The organism is Niameybacter sp. (assembly GCF_036655075.1).
Lineage (GTDB): Bacteria > Bacillota > Clostridia > Lachnospirales > Cellulosilyticaceae > Holtiella.
The window spans coordinates 110,949-129,249 of record NZ_JAVVQU010000002.1 but is presented as its reverse complement, the minus strand read 5'-3'; the positions used below and the strand labels follow the sequence as shown (position 1 = coordinate 129,249).

The window sequence follows — 18,301 nt, the reverse complement described above, 5'->3', positions numbered from 1 at the left end:
TGTAATACTTAAAATAGACATGGAGAAGGAATTGCATTAAAATGACTGTAATGGAGGTATAGGATGACAGAATTAATTTATTATAATAATCCAGAGGTTACAACCTTTAATGCTAGGGTCTTAGCCTGTGACGCGGTGGAGGGAATATATAAGATTTTACTTGACCAAACAGCCTTTTTCCCTGGAGGTGGTGGACAACCTGGTGACCACGGGACTTTAAATGGTTTAGAAGTATTAGGTTTTATAGAAGAAGAGGGTGCTGTTTATCATCAGCTTAGAGAGTCTTTAGAAGTCGACCAAGTTGTAGAAGGTATTGTAGCGTGGGAAAGAAGACGTGACTTGATGCAGCAGCATAGCGGTGAGCATATTGTATCAGGACTGATTCATCAGCTATATGGCTACAACAATGTAGGATTTGCACTAGGGGAAGACAAAATGACGGCGGACTTTGATGGTGTTTTAAGTGAGGGACAAGTGGCACAAATCGAGGTCCTTGCCAACGAAGCTATCTACAAAAATATCCCGATTACGGGTAAGGGCTATACACAAGCTGAAATTGAAGTTGCCAAGTACCGTTCCAAAAAGGTGTTAGAGGGAATCATTCGACTGGTGGATATACCAGGGTATGACTGCTGTGCCTGCTGTGGGGTGCATGTCCAGGCAACAGGTGCTATTGGAATGATTAAAATTATGAGTGTAGATAAGCACAGAGGCGGGACAAGATTGACGCTTTTATGTGGTGCACGTGCACGCAAAGACTATGAGATGAAGCATACACAAATCACAAGGCTAATGGGGCAACTGTCTACCAAACCAGAAGAAGTGGTTCAGGGCGTAGAACGTCTTGTGGAAGAAAAAGAAAGCTTAAAAGTACAAGTTGGACAGCTAAAAGCTAAAGTTTTTGAGACCAAACTACACCAAGAAGATGTACATCAGCCACTTTGCCTTTTAGAAGAAGGGACACCATTTGACCTAAGACTTTTTGTGAATTTATGGATGGAACGCTCTGAGGCACCATGCCTATTACTTGCCTTTGATGGGAAGGGCTATAAGTATGCATTAGGTCAGCAAGGGGGACAAGCGGGTGCCCTTGCCAAGCAGCTCCATGAGGTGTTTAACGGTAAAGGTGGTGGCAAAGACATTTACCAAGGTGCGTTAGAAGGAGATTTTGAGGCTATTCATGAGACCTTTATAAGATGGAGTGGTGCAAAATACTGTAAAAAGGTATAAGTAGGCTTGACCTTAAGTTGCAGAAGACCTTTAAAAACGGTATAATAAAGAAAATGAATGTGTTGGGGTGATGAAAATGGAATATCGTATATTTGGTGAGGATTTACCAGCTGTATCTATTAAGTTAAATGCAGGAGAAAGTATCTATACCCAATCCGGTGGGATGGCTTGGATGGATGGAGGCATTACAATGGATACTAACGTCAAAGGTGGTTTGATGAAAGGTATTGGTCGTATGTTTTCGGGCGAATCCCTATTTATGGCAACGTATACAGCTACAAAACCTGAGTCAGAAATTGTATTTGCTTCTACCTTTCCTGGAAAGATTATCCCATTAGAAGTAGATGGGGGACATAAGTATATTTGTCAAAAAAGTGCTTTTCTCTGTGGGACACCAGGTGTAGATTTAGGGATAGAATTTACAAAGCGTTTTTCAGCAGGTGCCTTTGGCGGAGAAGGTTTTATTCTTCAACGTATTAGTGGGCAAGGTATGGTCTTTTTAGAAGCAGCAGGAAGCGTTGTAAGACGGGAGCTTGCACCAGGCGAAGTGATTAAAGTGGATACTGGAAACGTAGTAGGTTTCCAAGAGGGTGTACGCTATGAAATTGAGACAGTAAAAGGATTCAAAAATATATTCTTTGGTGGGGAAGGTCTTTTCTTAACCCGTCTTACAGGACCTGGAACGGTATGGCTTCAAACGATTACCATGCAAAATTTTGCAGGACGTTTAATTCCGTTTTTACCAACAGCAGGCAATTAATAAAATTTTAAGGGCATCTGATGAGGGTGCCCTTTTTTGTATGATTAGAAAGTCAATCGGGCAATATAAAATAAAAAACGAGGAATGAGATGATGAAACGCCCTTATTTTTTTATCTTTATTTTGTGTATTGCAGGATTAAGCTGGAGTAAAATGTATGGTGGGACACTTCCTGTTAATCGATTCGATACCCAATTACCTATTGGCCTATTAAATGTAAGCGAGAAAACGCTCAAGTTGAAGGAAGAAACCTTTAGCCTCTACGAAACGTGTGAACACCTTTTTGTGCCACTCCAAACAGTGATAGACATGGGCATTGCCAAAGAAGAAGGTGATGCTTATTGGAAACTGACACGAGAAGTTGGCATAAAGACAGATAAGCCCCTAGACTGGGTAGCACCTAATCTAGAGGGAGAAATGGTTTTTAAGATGGGTGAGAAGCAAATTTTACTAGGTGATACACCCACCTATAGCATCCAAGTAGAGGGGGCAACTTTAATCCCTCTTAAGGCACTAAGTGTTTTTTTTGAGATGATACAAGTGCCTGGGGGCTATTTGGCACAAGCTAAAAGTTATGAGGCGCTCAACTATTTAGAAGTCACACCAAAAGAAATGATAAACACCTCGATGTACCCCATTTATTTTGATTATTTAGATATGTATTGGGATGGTGAAAACTTTATTGACGTATGTACTAAGAATCAGATTATAGAGCCACAGGGTATACACTCCTTGGATTTGCAACAAGAAATTGAGGGGAAGGCTGTGATTTATCTTGGGACCTACTTAGAAAGTGTACAAGACTTTAGACGACCCTCTCCAGAAGTTTATGGACAAAGACCGACAAGCTTATACCAAAGCTATGAAAAGGCTAAAAGAATTCAAAGTCTTGAAAAGATTTTTCCGAAGTTTAAAGTAATGGTTAAGATGAACTATCAGGTAGGCACATTTGAAAATGGTCAAGAGGTTCAACTGTGGCGAAGTGAGAAAGGGCAATACCATGTACTTATAGATGAAACGGGCAAAAAAGTTATCGTCCCGTTAGGGAGTGTACAGATTATAGGGGATAATGGACAAGGTTATAGGCAAGCCACACAACAGGAACTTGAAGACTACGTTAACTTAAAAGACTATGAAAGTCAAACGACGGCCTTGCTTTGGACAGATCTTTTAAGACAAAGAACTTATGCTTTTGAAGGTAAAAAAAATCAATGGAAGTGGGTGAAAACTATGAAATGTTCTACGGGCAAAGATACCAGTTTAACGCCCTCTGGAACTTTTGAAATACAATACAAAATCCCCTACTTTGGTGAGCGTAGAGGTTTTCGATGTAAAAATGCGTCTGTGATTTTTAGAGATTATATGTACCATTCCATTTTATTTGATAAGACAGGTCAATATGTTAAGTCTGGATTGTATCAGCTAGGCAGCCGAGTTTCTCATGGTTGTGTGCGTCTTTCAGAGGAAGACAGTGAATGGATTTACAAAAATGTACCGGAGAAATCTAAAGTATATATTGAATAAAGGTGAGAGTTGTTGTTACAATAGAGAAGACTACGTATAGAATTGAAGGAAAAAAATGAATGTACATGATGAAACAAAGGACAAAAAAGATTTAAAACTCAAGCAAATACGTATCTTACTCGTATTAAACTTATTTATTATGGCCACGTTCAATATGGCCCATCCTGTAACGCCTAAGTTGATTAATGAAAATGGCTTTCCAAGTTATATGTTTGGTGTGTTTTTTGCCTTGATGGCAGTAGCTAACTATATCATGTCGCCGATTTGGGGTTCTCTTTCAGACCAAAAGGGCAGAAAGCGCTTTCTTATTTTAGGTGTCATAGGATATGGACTCAGTCAGTGGGGATTTGGCTTAAGTAGTCATATCTTTCCTATTGTTATTTTTAGATTAGTAGGTGGTACGTTCTCCATTTGTTATATTACAGCAGCCCTTGCCTATTTGACAGATTTGACAGAGCCTAAAGTGCGTATGAAGTATTTATCTTACTATACAGCTACCTTATCATTAGGAACCTCTATGGGGTCACTCTTAGGTGGCGTGCTTGGGCAAAATCACTATCAGTATACTTTCCTTGCTCAAGGAGCTTTTTGTATGGTTTTAGCCATTATTCTGATTCCAACGATTCGTTATATGGCAAGTCAAAAAGAAAAGGGCAAGAAAGTAGTTGTTTATATGGAGCATTTAAAGCCACGTAAAGCGTCCATTGACTTTAAATCGGCTATAGGGATTTTGATTGTGGTCATGGCATTAATCAATATAACCACAACAGCCTATAACTCTACGATCAACTATTATATTGAATCTATACTCAATATGCCAAGTACAGTCAATGGGTTAGTACTGGCGGTGGCGGGTGTGATTGGGCTCATCATGAATGTATTTGTAGGGCCATGGTTGAGTACTAGAGTAGAAGAAGGCCGACTAATTCGCTATACCACAGGATTAACGGGTATCTTTCTTATTGCGGCAAGTACCTTTAATGCCATGGCAGGTGTACTGATTTGTTTAGTAGGTTTTGTGATGGCAAGTGCCTTGGTTATTCCTATTCAACAAAGTATGGTGTCCAAGTTGGCAGACAAGGACTATGGTACAGTCATGGGGGTTCAAGGTTCAGCTAAGGCCCTTGGGATGGTGATTGGTTCATTAGGTTCAGGATTTATCTTTGGTATTGGACCTAAGCTTCCTTTTGTCTTTGCCGGTCTAGCAGCCCTGATGGCATGCATCCTCTTAAAAGGTTTAGTGCTTAAGAAAAAGTAAATGAATAAATACTAAAAAGGCTTGTCCATCACTTAAGATAGACAAGCCTTTTTAATATTTATTTTTCAAGTTGTTTAATAAGCTTTTCATCAGGTGTTACATACACTGTCTTAAAGTTTGTATAAATCACCATGCCTGGTTTGGCATTGGGTACTTTTTTGACATTTTTACGATAGGTGTAGTCAATGGCTACGTTACTAGATTGTTTGGCTTTACTAAAGTATGCAGCAAGCATAGCCGCTTCAATTAAGGTGACATCACTTGGGGCTTCACCGGGGTTGAGTTTGATGATGACGTGAGAGCCTGGTCCATCTTTGATATGGAGCCAAAGGTCTGTTATCTTAGCAAACTTCATCGTGAGTTCATCATTTTGATAATTGTTTTTACCTACATAAATGGTTTCACCCGCGCTGGATTCAAACTGCATATAAGGCATCGCATTTTTAGGTGGTTTGCCTTTAGCTGCTTTGCGTTTTTTCAAGTAACCCATCTCTACAAGTTCTAGACGCAAACCATCAATGTCTGCTTGCGTTTGAAGGAAGTCTAGAGAAACGAGTACAGAGTGTAAGTATTCTAGTTCTTCGTTAATGTGTTCAAGTTGATCATGGGCTGCAATGAGTGTACGCTTAGCTTTGTTGTAGTGCTTGAAGTACTTTTGAGCATTTTCAATGGCACTTAAGTTGGCGTTTAGTGGAATTTCAATCATTTCATAGTTTTCACTGTAGTAGTTTGCCGTCTCAAATGTTTTGGCACCAGCTGGCACTTGGAAAGAGTAGGCTGTAAGGAGCTCACCATAGATTTTATAGATTTCTGCATCTTCACTGGTTTCAATGGCTTTTTCTTGAATAGCCTTTTTGCGTACATTACGGTCTATAAAGTTTAAAAGCAACTTTTTGATGTCTGAAGTTTTTTGAGACACAACAGAGCGAGTAGACTGGTCAAAGTAGAAGAACTCTAAAAGTTCTGATAAGCTGTTATAAGATTCACCTTTAGGAAAGGACAAGGCCAGTGGAAAACTGTAGAAGTCTACAGCGTGGTCTGTCTCATCTAAAAAGAGTGTTGGCACATAAGCACGAGCTTGGACACCATTCATAAAGTCACGCATAACATAGTAAAGCTTTTCTATGTCTTCTGGAGAAAGGAGATTGCAAAGGGTTTCATCTTGGATTCTAGCTTGAAGACAAAGTGCATGACTAATCATAGGGCTGAATCCTTGATAAGTTGTATAAAGTGCCTTAAAGAGGGGCATTTCTAAAGTGTTAAGATGTTGAATGAAACTGTCTTTTACTAAATCCTTTGGATTTTGTTTAGTTTGGTTATTTGGATAGAAGTAAGCTCTACCTGGTAAGAGTTCACGCATACTACTTTGCATGGCTGAAATATGTTTAATACTATCAATAATCGTGCCATCGGCTTTAGTCAAAATAATATTACTGTGTCTACCCATCATTTCAATGATAAGGCGTTTGTTTTCACGATCACCTAACTCATTCATGGCCTCAATGTCAATTTGAACAATACGTTCATAACCAGGTTGAGAAACATTTAAAATTTTCCCGCTAGAAAGATGCTTACGAAGGAGCATACAAAACATAGGTGGAGTGTTAGAGGTGTTTTTAACACGGGTTGTTAGATGGATACGAGGATAGTTACTTTGTGCAGTTAAAAAGAGTTTATAAGAATCTTTTTGGTTACGTACAGAGATTAAAAGCTCGTCTTTTTCAGGTTGATAAATTTTATCGATACGCCCACCAACAAGGGCCTGACTAAGTTCTGATACAATATGGGATACAACAATACCGTCTAGTGCCATAATGGGACCTCCTTTAATTAATACACGGAGTATAGCATAATTTTTTTGAAAATAAAAGTAATGTGTGCTATAATATGAAGCGATTAAAGTGTAAAGGGGTAACCGTATGATAAAAAGTATGACAGGATACGGCAGATGTGAGACTGAAGCACATAACCGAAAAGTAAATATAGAAATAAGCTGTGTCAACCATCGATATTGTGAACTTTCTATACGTATGCCAAAAGGGCTCACACCACTTGAGGAGCAGATGCGCAAAAAAGTGAAGACGTTCATCTCAAGAGGGAAAGTAGAAGTAAACCTTTTTATGACAAGTGTATCGGAAGATGATGTAGAAGTCGTGGTCAATGAAGGGGCTTGTACAGCTTATGTAGAAGCACTCAGACAAATTGGAAATAAGTTAGGTCTTGAAGATAATATTGGCTTAGCAGAGCTAATGCGTCTAAATGATGTCATTTCCATCCATAAGAAAGCATCAGACTTAGAAGATTTATGGCCAATGATTGAAGCGGCTTTAGACAGTGCGTTGCAAAGTGTGATGAGCATGCGTGAAAAAGAAGGGATGGCTTTAAAAGAAGACTTAACCCTTAAAGCATCTAGAATTTTAGAAGTTGTCAAGATGCTTGAACAAGTCAGTGACCAAGTCGTACAAGGCTATAAAGTCAAACTTGAAGATCGCATTCATAAATTACTTGAAGAGATTCCTATAGATGAAGCACGTCTTGCAACGGAACTTGCACTTTTTGCAGACCGTGCGGCAATTGACGAAGAATTGACAAGAATGAGAAGTCATGTGGATCAACTTCAAGCTATTTTAGAAGAAGAAGGTAGTGTAGGGCGTAAGTTAGATTTCTTAATGCAAGAGATGAATCGTGAAGCCAACACTATTGCTTCTAAAGCGAGTGAATATCAAATTACTTCTTGCGCGGTAGAACTAAAAACCGAAATAGAAAAAATGAGAGAACAAATTCAAAATATAGAATAGCTAGATAGAAGTGACTTAGAACATAAAGAAGAATAATATTTTGATTTTAAGGAGATAATGATGCAAAGTGAAGGACTTAAGATTATCCTTTCAGGCCCATCCGGCTCAGGTAAAGGGACAATCGTAAAAGAATTAATTAAAGAAGATTTTAGGCTGTCTATTTCAGCTACAACAAGAAAACCACGTATAGGTGAGGAAAACGAAGTTCATTATTTCTTTAAAACTGTAGAAGAATTTGAAGAAATGATTGAAAAAGACGAGCTTTTAGAGTATGCTAATTTCTGCAACAATTATTATGGGACACCCAAAAGTTTCATTGATAAAAGTGTTGAAGAAGGAAAAGACGTCATTTTGGAAATAGAAGTACAAGGTGCCATGCAAGTTAAGAGCGTATATCCAGATGCTATTTTTGTATTTATTATGCCGCCTAATTTTGAAGAGCTTAAAAGTAGGTTAATAGGACGTGCAACAGAAACAGATGATGTGATTGAAGTGCGTTTAAAACGTGCAGAAGATGAATTACAAATGTATCGCGAATATGACTATATTGTTATTAATGACCGTTTAGAAGACGCAGTAGACCACATCAAACAAATTGTGCAAGCTGAAAAACTAAAAAGTTATAGATATAAAAGTTATATTGAGAATATGCTTAAAAAATAAAGGAGGAATTACCATGCTACAACCATCATACACTCAACTTATGGAAAAATTAAATGAGGACGCTCAAGACAAAGTCGTTACAAGTCGTTACTCTATCATTATTGCAGCTGCAAGACGTGCAAGACAAATCATTGATATCGTAAATGAAGAATCAAACGTTAAAAACGGAGATAAAGAAGCAGCACCAATCGATCCTATCCGTATCAAAGAAGCAGCAGAACTAAATGAAAAACTTAAATACAAAAAATCTACTTCAATTGCAGTAGACGAACTTTATGCAGGAAAAATTAAAATTAAAGAATTAGCAGAATAAACAAGTGCTTGCACTTGTTTATTCTTTATGTAAGATAGGAGTGTAAAGATGAGTAAGTATGTACAGGTGATAATGAACTTTGCAAAAACCGAAGAAATCGATCGTTTGTTTACTTACAGTATTCCTATTCATCTTGTATCAAAAGTAGAAATTGGGCAACGGGTGAGGGTTCCTTTTGGACAAGGGAACCGGACACAAGTTGCTTTTGTTATACACTTTTTAGACGAGCTTCCACAAGAAAATTATAGGATTAAACCTATTTTAGAACTTTTTGATGAAGTGCCTCTTTTAAATGTGGAACAAGTCAATCTAGCAAGGTTTTTAGTGAACTACTATGGTTGCACATTTGCTATGGCACTTGAACTTATTTTACCACCAGGTATGGCTAAGACACCGTATAGACCGTTGCCACAAACCGAGACATATATTTGTCGCAACATCAGTCATGATGCACTTGAACAACATATTGCTAAAGAAAGTGCTAAGAAGAGCTTTGACAAGCAGCGTGCCATCTTAACACTTTTTTTAATAGAGGAGGCGATCCCTCTATCGGAACTTAAAAGAAGTCAAGAGGTGAGTGGGTCTAGCTTAAATACATTGATTAAAAAGGAAATTCTAAGGAAAGAAGAACGTTTAGTGACTTTTAAACCAAGTCCTATTCATTATCAGGCGTTTAAAACCCTTAATGATGAACAACGTGCAGCCCGTGATAAGATTTATGAGGCGATTGAAAATCCTTACTATCAAGGCTTACTTCTAGAAGGGATTACCGGAAGTGGGAAGACAGAAGTATTCTTAAGTGCGATTTGCAAAGTTTTAGAAGAAGGTGGCAGCGCCATTGTACTTATTCCAGAAATTGCGCTCACAAGACAAACCTTAATGCGTTTTCGTGAGCGCTTTGGAAATGTAGTCGCCCTTACACACAGTCGTATGGGACCTGGTGAAAGACAAAGGCTTTACCAAGAAGCTAAAGAAGGCAATATTCGTGTCATGATTGGTCCACGTAGTGCAGTGTTTATGCCTATGGAGCGGTTGCGTCTCATTGTTATTGATGAGGAACATGAAGCCACTTATAAGTCTGAGACAACACCGAAGTACCATGCGACGGATGTGGCAAGAAGAAGGATGATGGAAAGTGGTGGAAGTCTTATTTTAGCTTCAGCCACACCCAGTCTTGAAAGTTATGAACAGATGAAAAGCGGGGCGCTTGCCCTTGTACCTTTGACTAAACGAATAGGTGGTGCAACCCTTCCAGATATCCAAATTGTAGATATGCGTAGGGAGCTTCAAAATGGGAATATGCAAATCATTAGTAGTGCACTCCATGAGGCTATAGACCGCACCTTGCAAGCTGGCAACCAAGTCATGCTTCTTATGAATAGACGTGGACATTCCACTTTTGTTAACTGTAGAAACTGTGGCTATGCGGTTAAGTGTAAGCATTGTGATATTGCTATGACCTATCATAGGCAATCAGGTTACTTAGAGTGTCATTACTGTGGGCATAAGGAAGTGATTCCTACGACTTGTCCAAGTTGTGGGAGTGCACATATCCGCTTCTTTGGAAGTGGAACAGAGAAGGTAGAAGAGTATTTAGAAGCTTACTTTGCAGCTTTCGGAATAGGACGTATGGATTTTGATACCACATCAGGTAAAGAAGGACATAGCAAGATGCTTGCGGCCTTCCAAAATCACGAATTTAATGTACTTGTTGGCACCCAGATGATTGCTAAAGGTCATGACTTTCCAGATGTGACCTTAGTAGGAATTATTGCAGCAGACCAAGCACTGTATATGCAAGACTTTAGAAGTGAAGAAAGAACTTATCAACTCATTACCCAGACACTAGGACGTGCTGGACGTGGTGAAAAAAAAGGTGAAGTCATTATTCAAACTTATAGTCCTGACAATATGGTTTTAGAAAAGATTAAATACCATCAACAACAAGACTTTTATGAAGAGCAGTTGAAGATGAGAAAGTTATTAGGTTATCCACCTTATAGTCATTTGTTTAGTCTTGTAGTCTCTGGGAAAAATGAAACAGAAGTCATTCAAAAGGTGCATACGTTAAAGTATTATTATGAATACTATAATAAAAAAGGACTTTTCCGCATTGTAGGACCAGCTGCAGCCACCATTAGTAAAATTGCAGATGAATATAGATGGCAGCTTCTCCTTATGGGAGAAGAAAGAGAAAAGGTCTTAATCTATGGAAAATATTGTTTAAATAAGTTTATTAATCGAGAAAATACTGGTACAATAAAAATAAATTGGGATATAGACCCAAGAAGTATGTTTTAAATGAAGGAGGCAATTATGGCGAAGCGCACAATACGTATAGAAAGTGATCCACTTCTTAGAAAAGTATCTAAAGAGGTCGCAAAATTTGATCAATCTTTATGGGCATTATTAGATGATATGACAGAGACCATGTATCATGCAGAAGGCGTAGGTCTTGCTGCACCACAAATTGGTTTGTTAAAACGTATATTTGTAGTAGATATTGGCGAAGGCGTTATTGAGTTCATGAATCCAGAAGTCATTCAAGTAGAGGGTGAACAATTTGGTGAAGAAGGGTGTTTAAGTGTACCTAAAAAATACGGTGCAGTAAGAAGACCTAACTATGCTAAATTACGTGCTCAAGATAGAAACGGTGAATGGTTTGAAATTGAAGGTGAAGAGCTTATGGCACGTGCCATGCTTCATGAAAATGACCACTTAAATGGCAGACTCTTTGTAGACTTAGTTGAAGGCGATTTAGTAGAACTTACAGAAGAAGAGCAGTAGGAGGCAATCATGAATATTATTTTTATGGGAACACCCGATTTTAGTGTACCTACTTTACAAATGTTGATTGATGAAGGTCATAACATTTTGGCTGTTGTCACTCAACCAGATAGACCCAAAGGTCGTGGTAATAAAGTACTTATGCCACCTGTTAAAGAACTTGCATTGAAATATGATTTACCTATTTTACAACCCGAACGTGTAAAAGGGAATGAAGAATTTCTTAACCACATAAAAACTTTAAATCCAGATGTTATGGTAGTAGTAGCATATGGTCAAATCTTGCCGGAATCTGTTTTAGAAGTACCGAGTCTTGGATGTATTAACATTCATGGGTCACTCCTTCCAAAGTATAGAGGTGCAGCACCTATTCAGTGGAGCATTCTTAACGAAGAAGCTGAAACAGGTGTAACTATTATGTATATGGACAAAGGGATGGATACAGGAGATATGCTTTATAAAAAGTCAATGCCTATTGATCCAACAGATACCTATGAAACCTTACATGATAAGATGAAAGTTGTAGGAGCTGAGGCACTTAAAGCAGCCTTCCCTATGATTCAAGCGGGCGGACAAGAAAGACAAAAGCAAGACGATGACCAAGCCACTTATGCCTCTATGATCCAAAAAGCATTAGGTGAGATTCGTTGGGAAAAATCAAACCATGAAATTAATGCACAAGTTAGAGGTCTTAATCCATGGCCTGTAGCTTATACTTATTATGAAGGTCAACCTATAAAAGTATGGCAAACAAGCATGACAAATGAAAACACCCAATATGCACCAGGCACGATTATAGAAGTTGACAAGCTTGGTATGCATGTACAAACAGGGAGTGGGATTCTAATTATTGAGGAGATGCAAGCACCTAATAAAAAAAGAATGCCTGTATCAGAATATATTAAGGGAAATAGTATTGAAAAGGGCAGACTATTAGGGAACTAAGATAGGAGCTGATGGTATGCATGGAACTTCCAATTCAATGTATTGGATACTGTTTTTAGCGATTTCAATTTTGCCTATATGGGCAAGTATGAAATTGCAAAGGACATTTAATAAATATTCTAGGGTACGCTGCTTATCGGGCTATACAGGAGAAGAAGCGGCAAGAAGAATTTTGATGATTCATCACCTAGGTAATATTGGGATTAGACCTATTAAAGGGTCTATGACAGACCATTATAATCCGATGACACACGAAATTGGACTGTCACAAACGACTTATAGTTTAAATTCTATAGCCGCAGTAAGTGTAGCTGCGCATGAAGTGGGGCACGTTTTACAAGAAGCTAATCAATATGGTTTTTTGAATTTACGTCAAAAGATGATACCTATTACATCTTTTGCAAACAATCTTTCTTTGCCAATCGTATTCCTAGGTGCGATCACTCCTTTTACGGGTTTACTCTGGGTAGGTATTATTTTATTTAGCTTTACAACTTTGTTTAGCTTTGTAACATTACCTGTAGAATTCAATGCATCGAAACGTGCCTTAGCAGCACTTTCTACGAGTGGTATTTTATCAGAAGAAGAATTAGATGGTGCAAAAGAAGTGCTTCAAGCTGCAGCACTCACCTATGTAGCAGGTGCAGCAACCTCATTGATGATGCTTATAAGATTATTGCTCATCTATGGTGGAAACGATAGAGATTAAAGAAGACGCTTTCTAAGCGTCTTTTATACTATGAAGAATAGCGTAGATAACGAAACGAGGATACAACATGAAAACCAAACCAATAAGAGAAGTGATTGCTCAAATTCTAACGGATATTGAGAAAGACGAAACTTATTTACAACTTGCCTTGAAAAAAGAACTCGACCAGTTAGAAGGAAAAGATAAAAGTTTTGCCAATGAGGTTATTTATGGAACCATTAAGTGGCGTTTACGTCTTGATTATGTCATTAATCAATTTTCAAGAACTCCTGTTAAAAAGATGAAGCCACTTGTACGTAGCATTATGCGTATGAGTGTCTATCAATTACTCTTTTTAGATAAAGTGCCAGCTTCTGCGGTCATTAATGAAGCGGTTAAAATTATGCATAAACGTAAGATGAGTAATTTAGCAGGATTTGTCAATGGCACCCTTAGAAATATTGAGCGCCAAAAAGAGCACATCACTTATCCAAACCTCAGTGTGTATTATTCTATTCCTGAGTGGATTATAGACAGATGGTGTGAAGCTTATGGCGAAGAGACAACTAAGCGCATTTGTGAAAGTTTATCAACCCGTGCCAGAATTTGTATTCGTACCAATACATTGAAAATTACAAAAGAAGCACTTAAACTAGAACTTGAAAAAGAAGGTATGGAAATTTTAGAAGAAGGCTTTGTGCCAGAAAGCTTTTACATTAAAACAGCGATAGGGATTCACCACAGTCTATCTTATAAAGCAGGCCTTTGGACGGTACAAGATGAAAGTGCTATGCTTGTTGGGCATGTTTTAGCCGCACAGCCAGGTGAGCGTGTTCTAGATATGTGTAGTGCACCAGGCGGTAAGACAACTCATATTGCTGCACTTATGGAAAATAAGGGACAGGTTATAGGATGTGATATACACACTCATAAAATTGAACTTATTGAGAAAAATGCCACAAGACTGGGCGCAACTATTATTGAAGGTACACTTCAAGATGGTATGGTAGAGCGTAGCGAGTGGGTAGGTCAGTTTGACAAAGTCCTACTCGATGCACCATGTTCTGGACTTGGGATTATGAAACGTAAGCCAGATATTCGTTATACCAAAGATCACACAGCTATACTTGAAATTAATGAAATTCAAAAAGGACTTATGAAAAATGCAGTCACTTACTTAAAAGAAGACGGTATACTCGTTTACAGTACATGTACTTTAACAAGAGAAGAAAATCAAGATATGGTAAGCTTTGCCGAAAGTTTAGGACTTAAGTTAGATGCCATACCTTTTAACTTCCCAGAGTGTTTAAAATCTCACATTCGTGACCATGCTTATATTGAGATTTTACCGTATCTTCAAGATACAGATGGCTTTTTCATTGCAAGATTTAAAAAGTAAGGAGCAATAACATGAACGATATTATTAGCATGAATTTAACAGAACTCGAAGCGCTCATGCAGGAACTCAAACAAGGAAAGTTTAGAGCAAAGCAACTTTTTGATTGGCTTCACAATAAAATGGTGTGGAACTATGATGAAATGAGCAATTTACCAAGTGGTTTAAGGGATATATTGAAAGAAAAATATCCTTTAACGTCAATTAAAACACTAGAAAAATACGAATCTAAGATGGATGGTACAATAAAGTACTTGTTTGAATTGTCTGATTATCATATAATAGAAAGTGTTTTAATGCGTTATAAACATGGGAATTCTATTTGTATTTCTTCACAGGTAGGATGTCGAATGGGCTGTAAGTTCTGCGCCTCGACAATAGATGGTCTTGTGAGAAACTTAAAAGTTTCAGAGATGCTTGGGCAAATTTACAAAGTGCAATTAGACACAGGAGAACGTATCTCAAATATTGTCGTAATGGGAAGTGGTGAACCCTTAGAGTATATGGATATCACAATAAAGTTTGTAGAACTCATTAATCATGAACTTGGACAAAATATTGGACAACGCCATATTACCGTTTCAACATGTGGCCTTGTACCTAAGATTTATGAACTTGCAGATAAAGGGTTCCAAATTACACTAGCGATTTCATTACATGCGACAACAGATGAGAAGCGACAAGCAGTCATGCCTGTTGCGAAGAAATATAGTATTGAAGAAATTTTAGAAGCATGTAGACATTATATTCATCAAACAGGGCGTCGTATTACCTTTGAATACTCACTTATTGAAGGAGAAAATGATAGTGTCGAAGATGCCATGAGACTGGCAAAACTTTTAAAAGGGATGCTTGCTCATGTTAATTTAATTCCTGTCAATCCAATAGAAGAACGCCAGTTTAAGGCAGCTACCAATACAAGTATTGAAGACTTTGCTAGCGTATTAAAATCAAATCACATAGAGACAACTGTACGCCGTACACTTGGACAAGATATTGATGCAGCATGCGGACAGTTAAGGCGAAGGTATCTACAAAAAAGAGGTGAATAGCATGATTGCTGTTGGAAAAGTAAATATTGGCAAAAGACGTAGTAAAAATGAAGACAGTGTATTTGTTTCTAATGAACCAGTTGGTCCACTGCCTAATCTTTACATCGTTGCCGATGGTATGGGGGGGCACAGAGCAGGTGCAATAGCAAGTAAACTTGCCATTGATGCGTTTTGTGAATATATAGAGTCATATAGCAATGCGAATCTGCAAGTAGAAGAGAATCTGATTTTACTTTTAAAACGTGGGATCATCCATGCCAACCATGTCATTTATGGTAAAGGTATTGAAAATGCTGAATATACAGGTATGGGAACGACCATTACACTGTGTACAGTTATTGGTGAACATGCCTATATTGCTCATGTAGGTGATACAAGGCTTTATTGTATGAATACGAATCAGATTAAGCAGGTCACGGTTGACCATTCTCTGGTTCAAGAAATGCTAGAACAAGGCATGATTACCCATCAGGATGCACAAGAGCACCCTCAAAGGCATGTGATTACACGTGCCGTTGGTACATATGAACAAGTTAAGGTGGATACTCTTAAACAACCGTTAAATGGAGTAGAGTATATATTGCTTTGTTCAGATGGCTTAACAGCAATGCTTGGTGAACAAGAAATACACACACTTATTTATGCTTCTAAACCTAACTTAGAAAGCATAATCGACACATTAATTGTAAAAGCCAATGATGCGGGTGGTACAGATAACATTGCGGTTATCATTGTAAAAAAAGGTGAGGTGAGTACACTATGTTAGAGCCTGGAACACTACTGGGTGAACGCTATGAAATCATAGAAAAAATAGGTGCAGGTGGCATGTCTATTGTTTACAAAGCTAAATGTAATAGACTACAACGTTTTGTTGCCATAAAAGTGTTACGTGAAGAATTTGTAAAAGATGATGACTTTGTCAAGAAATTTAGATCGGAAGCTTTTTCAGCAGGAAGTTTGTCACATCCTAATATCGTAGGTATTTATGATGTAGGACAAGAAGAAGATCTGCACTACATTGTTATGGAATATGTAGAAGGACAAACTTTAAAAGAGTATATTGAGCAAAATGGCCCTTTACCTTCAGCAACTGTATTGGAATTTGGTGGACAAATTGTATCTGCCATTCGTCATGCGCACAGTAAGCAGATTATTCATAGAGACATTAAGCCTCAAAATATACTTATTACACCAGAACATGTTTTAAAAGTAGCAGACTTTGGTATTGCAAAAGCTGTGGATTCTTCTACTATTGTTTCAACAGGCAATGCTATAGGTTCTGTTCATTACTTCTCTCCAGAACAAGCTAAAGGCAAGTATGTTAACGAGACAAGCGACTTGTATTCTTGTGGGATTGTAATGTTTGAAATGGCGACAAACAGCTTGCCATTCCAAGCCGATTCTCATGTTTCAATTGCCCTTAAACACATCAATGAAGAAATTCCAAAGCCAAGCTTATTTAACGCGGAGATTTGGCCAGGACTTGAAGCAATCATTTTGAAAGCAACTAAAAAGCAACAAGATGAACGCTATCAAAATGCAGACAGTATGCTAGAAGATATCCATAGAGTCAAACTAGACCCTCATGCGATCATTGAAACAAAAGTTGTAGATGATGAAATTGACCAAACCATACTGCTTACAGATATTCAAACACAGTTTATTAGACAAAATGAAAAGGTGCCAGGTCGCTTAGATACAAATCAAGTGCCTAATGTAAAGATGACAAGTCCTGGGGATCTTTATCAAGCTTATGAAGATGAAGAGGAAGAAGAAGATGAAGAAGTGCCTACAGGCTATAAGGTGCTTGCAGGTATTGGGGGGGTACTGGCTACGTTAGTACTGGCAGGTATTGTCGCGACCATTATTTTCTTTGTACTACCCTCCTTCTCCAAACCAGAGTACGAATTAGTTCCAGAGATGGTAGGTAAAACCATTGAGGAAGCAACGCGTTTACTTGAAGGAAAAGATTTAAAAATTGAAAAAGTTGGTGAAAAACAAAGTGATCGCTTTGAAGCAGGGCTTATTATTGAACAAACACCTGCAAAAGAAAAGCTGGCTGAGCCAGGTACGACCATACAAGTTGTTGTTGCTTCGAGTGAAGAGCCGGTTGCCGAGGTTAATGTACCTCATGTTATTGGCTTAAGGCTAGCAGACGCGCAACGTGAACTGGAAAAATATAAACTTGAGTTTATCCGTGAGTATAAATACGATGATGGATCCGAACTTAATGAAGTTCTTGAACAGTCTATAGAAGCTGGTGAACGTGTGGCAGAGGGAAGTGTTTTAACACTTGTTGTCAGCAAAGGACCTAAAGAAGTTCTTGCTAAAGTACCAGATCTTAAAAATATGACACAAGAAGAAGCAAAGCGTGCATTAAATAATGTAGGGCTTAGATTGGGTCAAAGCAATACAGTAGCCAATGATACAGTGGAAAAAGGCAGGGTACTTGAACAAAGTATTCGTGCAGCAACGGAGATTGCAGAAGGTGAAATTGTGGATATTACGGTAAGTGAGGGACCCATACAAGAGCCAGAGACACCAGAGGTACCACAGCCAGAAGATACCAATCCACCAGCCTTAGAAGAGCCAGAGGCACCTCTTCCAGAAGAGACTCCAGGTGGAGAAACAGTAGAGCCTGAGCAAAATCTTACAACGATTACCAAGGTCATTAATGCGCCAGATCAAACCAAAGATGAATACCATGTTGTTCTTCTATTAGAGGATGAACTAGGGGCTAGAACTGTGTTTGATACCATCGTGAAAAAAGAGCAATTTCCACTTCCCGTCCAAATTACTGGAAAAGGAAAAGGTGTACTTACCACTTTCTTTGATGGCAGTGAAGAGTATAAAGATAACATAAATTTTAATGAGGTGACACAATAAAT

Annotated in this window: 16 protein-coding genes; 15 read left to right on the top strand and 1 reads right to left on the bottom strand. The window is 38.2% G+C overall.

Going from position 1 to position 18,301, the window contains the following annotated elements; all coding sequences use genetic code 11:
* Positions 1 to 63 precede the first annotated feature (63 nt).
* The 4 genes from RRY75_RS01485 (at position 64) to RRY75_RS01470 (ending at position 4,771) form a co-directional block, all read left to right on the top strand.
* Complete coding sequence (locus RRY75_RS01485) at positions 64 to 1,230, top strand: alanyl-tRNA editing protein (protein WP_332527663.1); 1,167 nt, start codon at positions 64 to 66, stop codon at positions 1,228 to 1,230.
* A 76-nt stretch (positions 1,231 to 1,306) separates the two neighbouring features.
* Entirely contained in the window at positions 1,307 to 1,990 is a 684-nt protein-coding gene (locus tag RRY75_RS01480; protein WP_332490548.1) for a TIGR00266 family protein, read from the top strand.
* A gap of 89 nt (positions 1,991 to 2,079) precedes the next feature.
* On the top strand, positions 2,080 to 3,513 hold the full coding sequence (locus tag RRY75_RS01475; protein WP_332528230.1) for a L,D-transpeptidase: 1,434 nt from the start codon (positions 2,080 to 2,082) through the stop codon (positions 3,511 to 3,513).
* Between the two features lie 55 nt (positions 3,514 to 3,568).
* Positions 3,569 to 4,771: an MFS transporter gene (locus RRY75_RS01470; RefSeq protein ID WP_332527664.1), complete on the top strand. Its 1,203-nt coding sequence runs from the start codon at positions 3,569 to 3,571 to the stop codon at positions 4,769 to 4,771.
* A gap of 58 nt (positions 4,772 to 4,829) precedes the next feature.
* Here RRY75_RS01470 and RRY75_RS01465 read toward each other — a convergent pair whose 3' ends face one another.
* Positions 4,830 to 6,584 carry an Rqc2 family fibronectin-binding protein gene (locus RRY75_RS01465; RefSeq protein WP_332490551.1) on the bottom strand — a complete coding sequence of 585 codons (1,755 nt, stop codon included), beginning with the start codon at positions 6,582 to 6,584 and terminating at the stop codon, positions 4,830 to 4,832.
* Positions 6,585 to 6,690: 106 nt separating this feature from the next.
* On the opposite strand from RRY75_RS01465, the gene RRY75_RS01460 reads away from it, so the two are divergent.
* From RRY75_RS01460 to pknB, 11 genes are all read left to right on the top strand, one after another.
* Positions 6,691 to 7,569, top strand: a complete 879-nt coding sequence (locus RRY75_RS01460) for a YicC/YloC family endoribonuclease (RefSeq protein WP_332490552.1) — start codon at positions 6,691 to 6,693, stop codon at positions 7,567 to 7,569.
* A 60-nt stretch (positions 7,570 to 7,629) separates the two neighbouring features.
* Positions 7,630 to 8,232, top strand: a complete 603-nt coding sequence (gene gmk, locus RRY75_RS01455; protein ID WP_332490553.1) for a guanylate kinase — start codon at positions 7,630 to 7,632, stop codon at positions 8,230 to 8,232.
* A gap of 13 nt (positions 8,233 to 8,245) precedes the next feature.
* Positions 8,246 to 8,545, top strand: a complete 300-nt coding sequence (gene rpoZ / locus RRY75_RS01450) for a DNA-directed RNA polymerase subunit omega (protein WP_332490554.1) — start codon at positions 8,246 to 8,248, stop codon at positions 8,543 to 8,545.
* 48 nt (positions 8,546 to 8,593) lie between these two features.
* The gene (gene priA / locus RRY75_RS01445) at positions 8,594 to 10,846 is read left to right on the top strand and encodes a replication restart helicase PriA (RefSeq protein ID WP_332490555.1); all 2,253 of its coding nucleotides are present in this window, start codon (positions 8,594 to 8,596) and stop codon (positions 10,844 to 10,846) included.
* 15 nt (positions 10,847 to 10,861) lie between these two features.
* Positions 10,862 to 11,332 carry a peptide deformylase gene (gene def / locus RRY75_RS01440; RefSeq protein ID WP_332490556.1) on the top strand — a complete coding sequence of 157 codons (471 nt, stop codon included), beginning with the start codon at positions 10,862 to 10,864 and terminating at the stop codon, positions 11,330 to 11,332.
* Between the two features lie 9 nt (positions 11,333 to 11,341).
* Positions 11,342 to 12,277 (top strand): methionyl-tRNA formyltransferase, encoded by a 936-nt coding sequence (gene fmt / locus RRY75_RS01435; protein WP_332490557.1) that lies wholly within the window; start codon positions 11,342 to 11,344, stop codon positions 12,275 to 12,277.
* Positions 12,278 to 12,293: 16 nt separating this feature from the next.
* Complete coding sequence (locus RRY75_RS01430) at positions 12,294 to 12,986, top strand: zinc metallopeptidase (protein ID WP_332527133.1); 693 nt, start codon at positions 12,294 to 12,296, stop codon at positions 12,984 to 12,986.
* A gap of 67 nt (positions 12,987 to 13,053) precedes the next feature.
* Positions 13,054 to 14,364 (top strand): 16S rRNA (cytosine(967)-C(5))-methyltransferase RsmB, encoded by a 1,311-nt coding sequence (gene rsmB / locus RRY75_RS01425; protein ID WP_332490559.1) that lies wholly within the window; start codon positions 13,054 to 13,056, stop codon positions 14,362 to 14,364.
* An 11-nt stretch (positions 14,365 to 14,375) separates the two neighbouring features.
* Positions 14,376 to 15,413 (top strand): 23S rRNA (adenine(2503)-C(2))-methyltransferase RlmN, encoded by a 1,038-nt coding sequence (gene rlmN, locus RRY75_RS01420; protein WP_332527134.1) that lies wholly within the window; start codon positions 14,376 to 14,378, stop codon positions 15,411 to 15,413.
* A 1-nt stretch (position 15,414) separates the two neighbouring features.
* Positions 15,415 to 16,179, top strand: a complete 765-nt coding sequence (locus RRY75_RS01415; RefSeq protein ID WP_332490561.1) for a Stp1/IreP family PP2C-type Ser/Thr phosphatase — start codon at positions 15,415 to 15,417, stop codon at positions 16,177 to 16,179.
* Positions 16,173 to 18,299 (top strand): Stk1 family PASTA domain-containing Ser/Thr kinase, encoded by a 2,127-nt coding sequence (gene pknB / locus RRY75_RS01410; RefSeq protein WP_332490562.1) that lies wholly within the window; start codon positions 16,173 to 16,175, stop codon positions 18,297 to 18,299. The genes RRY75_RS01415 and pknB overlap by 7 nt, the downstream gene beginning before the upstream one ends.
* Positions 18,300 to 18,301: the final 2 nt, after the last annotated feature.

Bases quoted from the DNA above. Each gene is read 5' to 3' on its own strand.
- RRY75_RS01480 (WP_332490548.1), top strand. From the start codon at position 1,307: ATGGAATATCGTATATTTGGTGAGGATTTACCAGCTGTATCTATTAAG.
- RRY75_RS01415 (WP_332490561.1), top strand. From the start codon at position 15,415: ATGATTGCTGTTGGAAAAGTAAATATTGGCAAAAGACGTAGTAAAAAT.
- rsmB (WP_332490559.1), top strand. From the start codon at position 13,054: ATGAAAACCAAACCAATAAGAGAAGTGATTGCTCAAATTCTAACGGAT.
- def (WP_332490556.1), top strand. From the start codon at position 10,862: ATGGCGAAGCGCACAATACGTATAGAAAGTGATCCACTTCTTAGAAAA.
- priA (WP_332490555.1), top strand. From the start codon at position 8,594: ATGAGTAAGTATGTACAGGTGATAATGAACTTTGCAAAAACCGAAGAA.
- rpoZ (WP_332490554.1), top strand. From the start codon at position 8,246: ATGCTACAACCATCATACACTCAACTTATGGAAAAATTAAATGAGGAC.
- pknB (WP_332490562.1), top strand. From the start codon at position 16,173: ATGTTAGAGCCTGGAACACTACTGGGTGAACGCTATGAAATCATAGAA.
- RRY75_RS01475 (WP_332528230.1), top strand. From the start codon at position 2,080: ATGATGAAACGCCCTTATTTTTTTATCTTTATTTTGTGTATTGCAGGA.
- RRY75_RS01470 (WP_332527664.1), top strand. From the start codon at position 3,569: ATGAATGTACATGATGAAACAAAGGACAAAAAAGATTTAAAACTCAAG.
- RRY75_RS01460 (WP_332490552.1), top strand. From the start codon at position 6,691: ATGATAAAAAGTATGACAGGATACGGCAGATGTGAGACTGAAGCACAT.
- RRY75_RS01485 (WP_332527663.1), top strand. From the start codon at position 64: ATGACAGAATTAATTTATTATAATAATCCAGAGGTTACAACCTTTAAT.
- RRY75_RS01465 (WP_332490551.1), bottom strand. From the start codon at position 6,584: ATGGCACTAGACGGTATTGTTGTATCCCATATTGTATCAGAACTTAGT.
- fmt (WP_332490557.1), top strand. From the start codon at position 11,342: ATGAATATTATTTTTATGGGAACACCCGATTTTAGTGTACCTACTTTA.
- RRY75_RS01430 (WP_332527133.1), top strand. From the start codon at position 12,294: ATGCATGGAACTTCCAATTCAATGTATTGGATACTGTTTTTAGCGATT.
- rlmN (WP_332527134.1), top strand. From the start codon at position 14,376: ATGAACGATATTATTAGCATGAATTTAACAGAACTCGAAGCGCTCATG.
- gmk (WP_332490553.1), top strand. From the start codon at position 7,630: ATGCAAAGTGAAGGACTTAAGATTATCCTTTCAGGCCCATCCGGCTCA.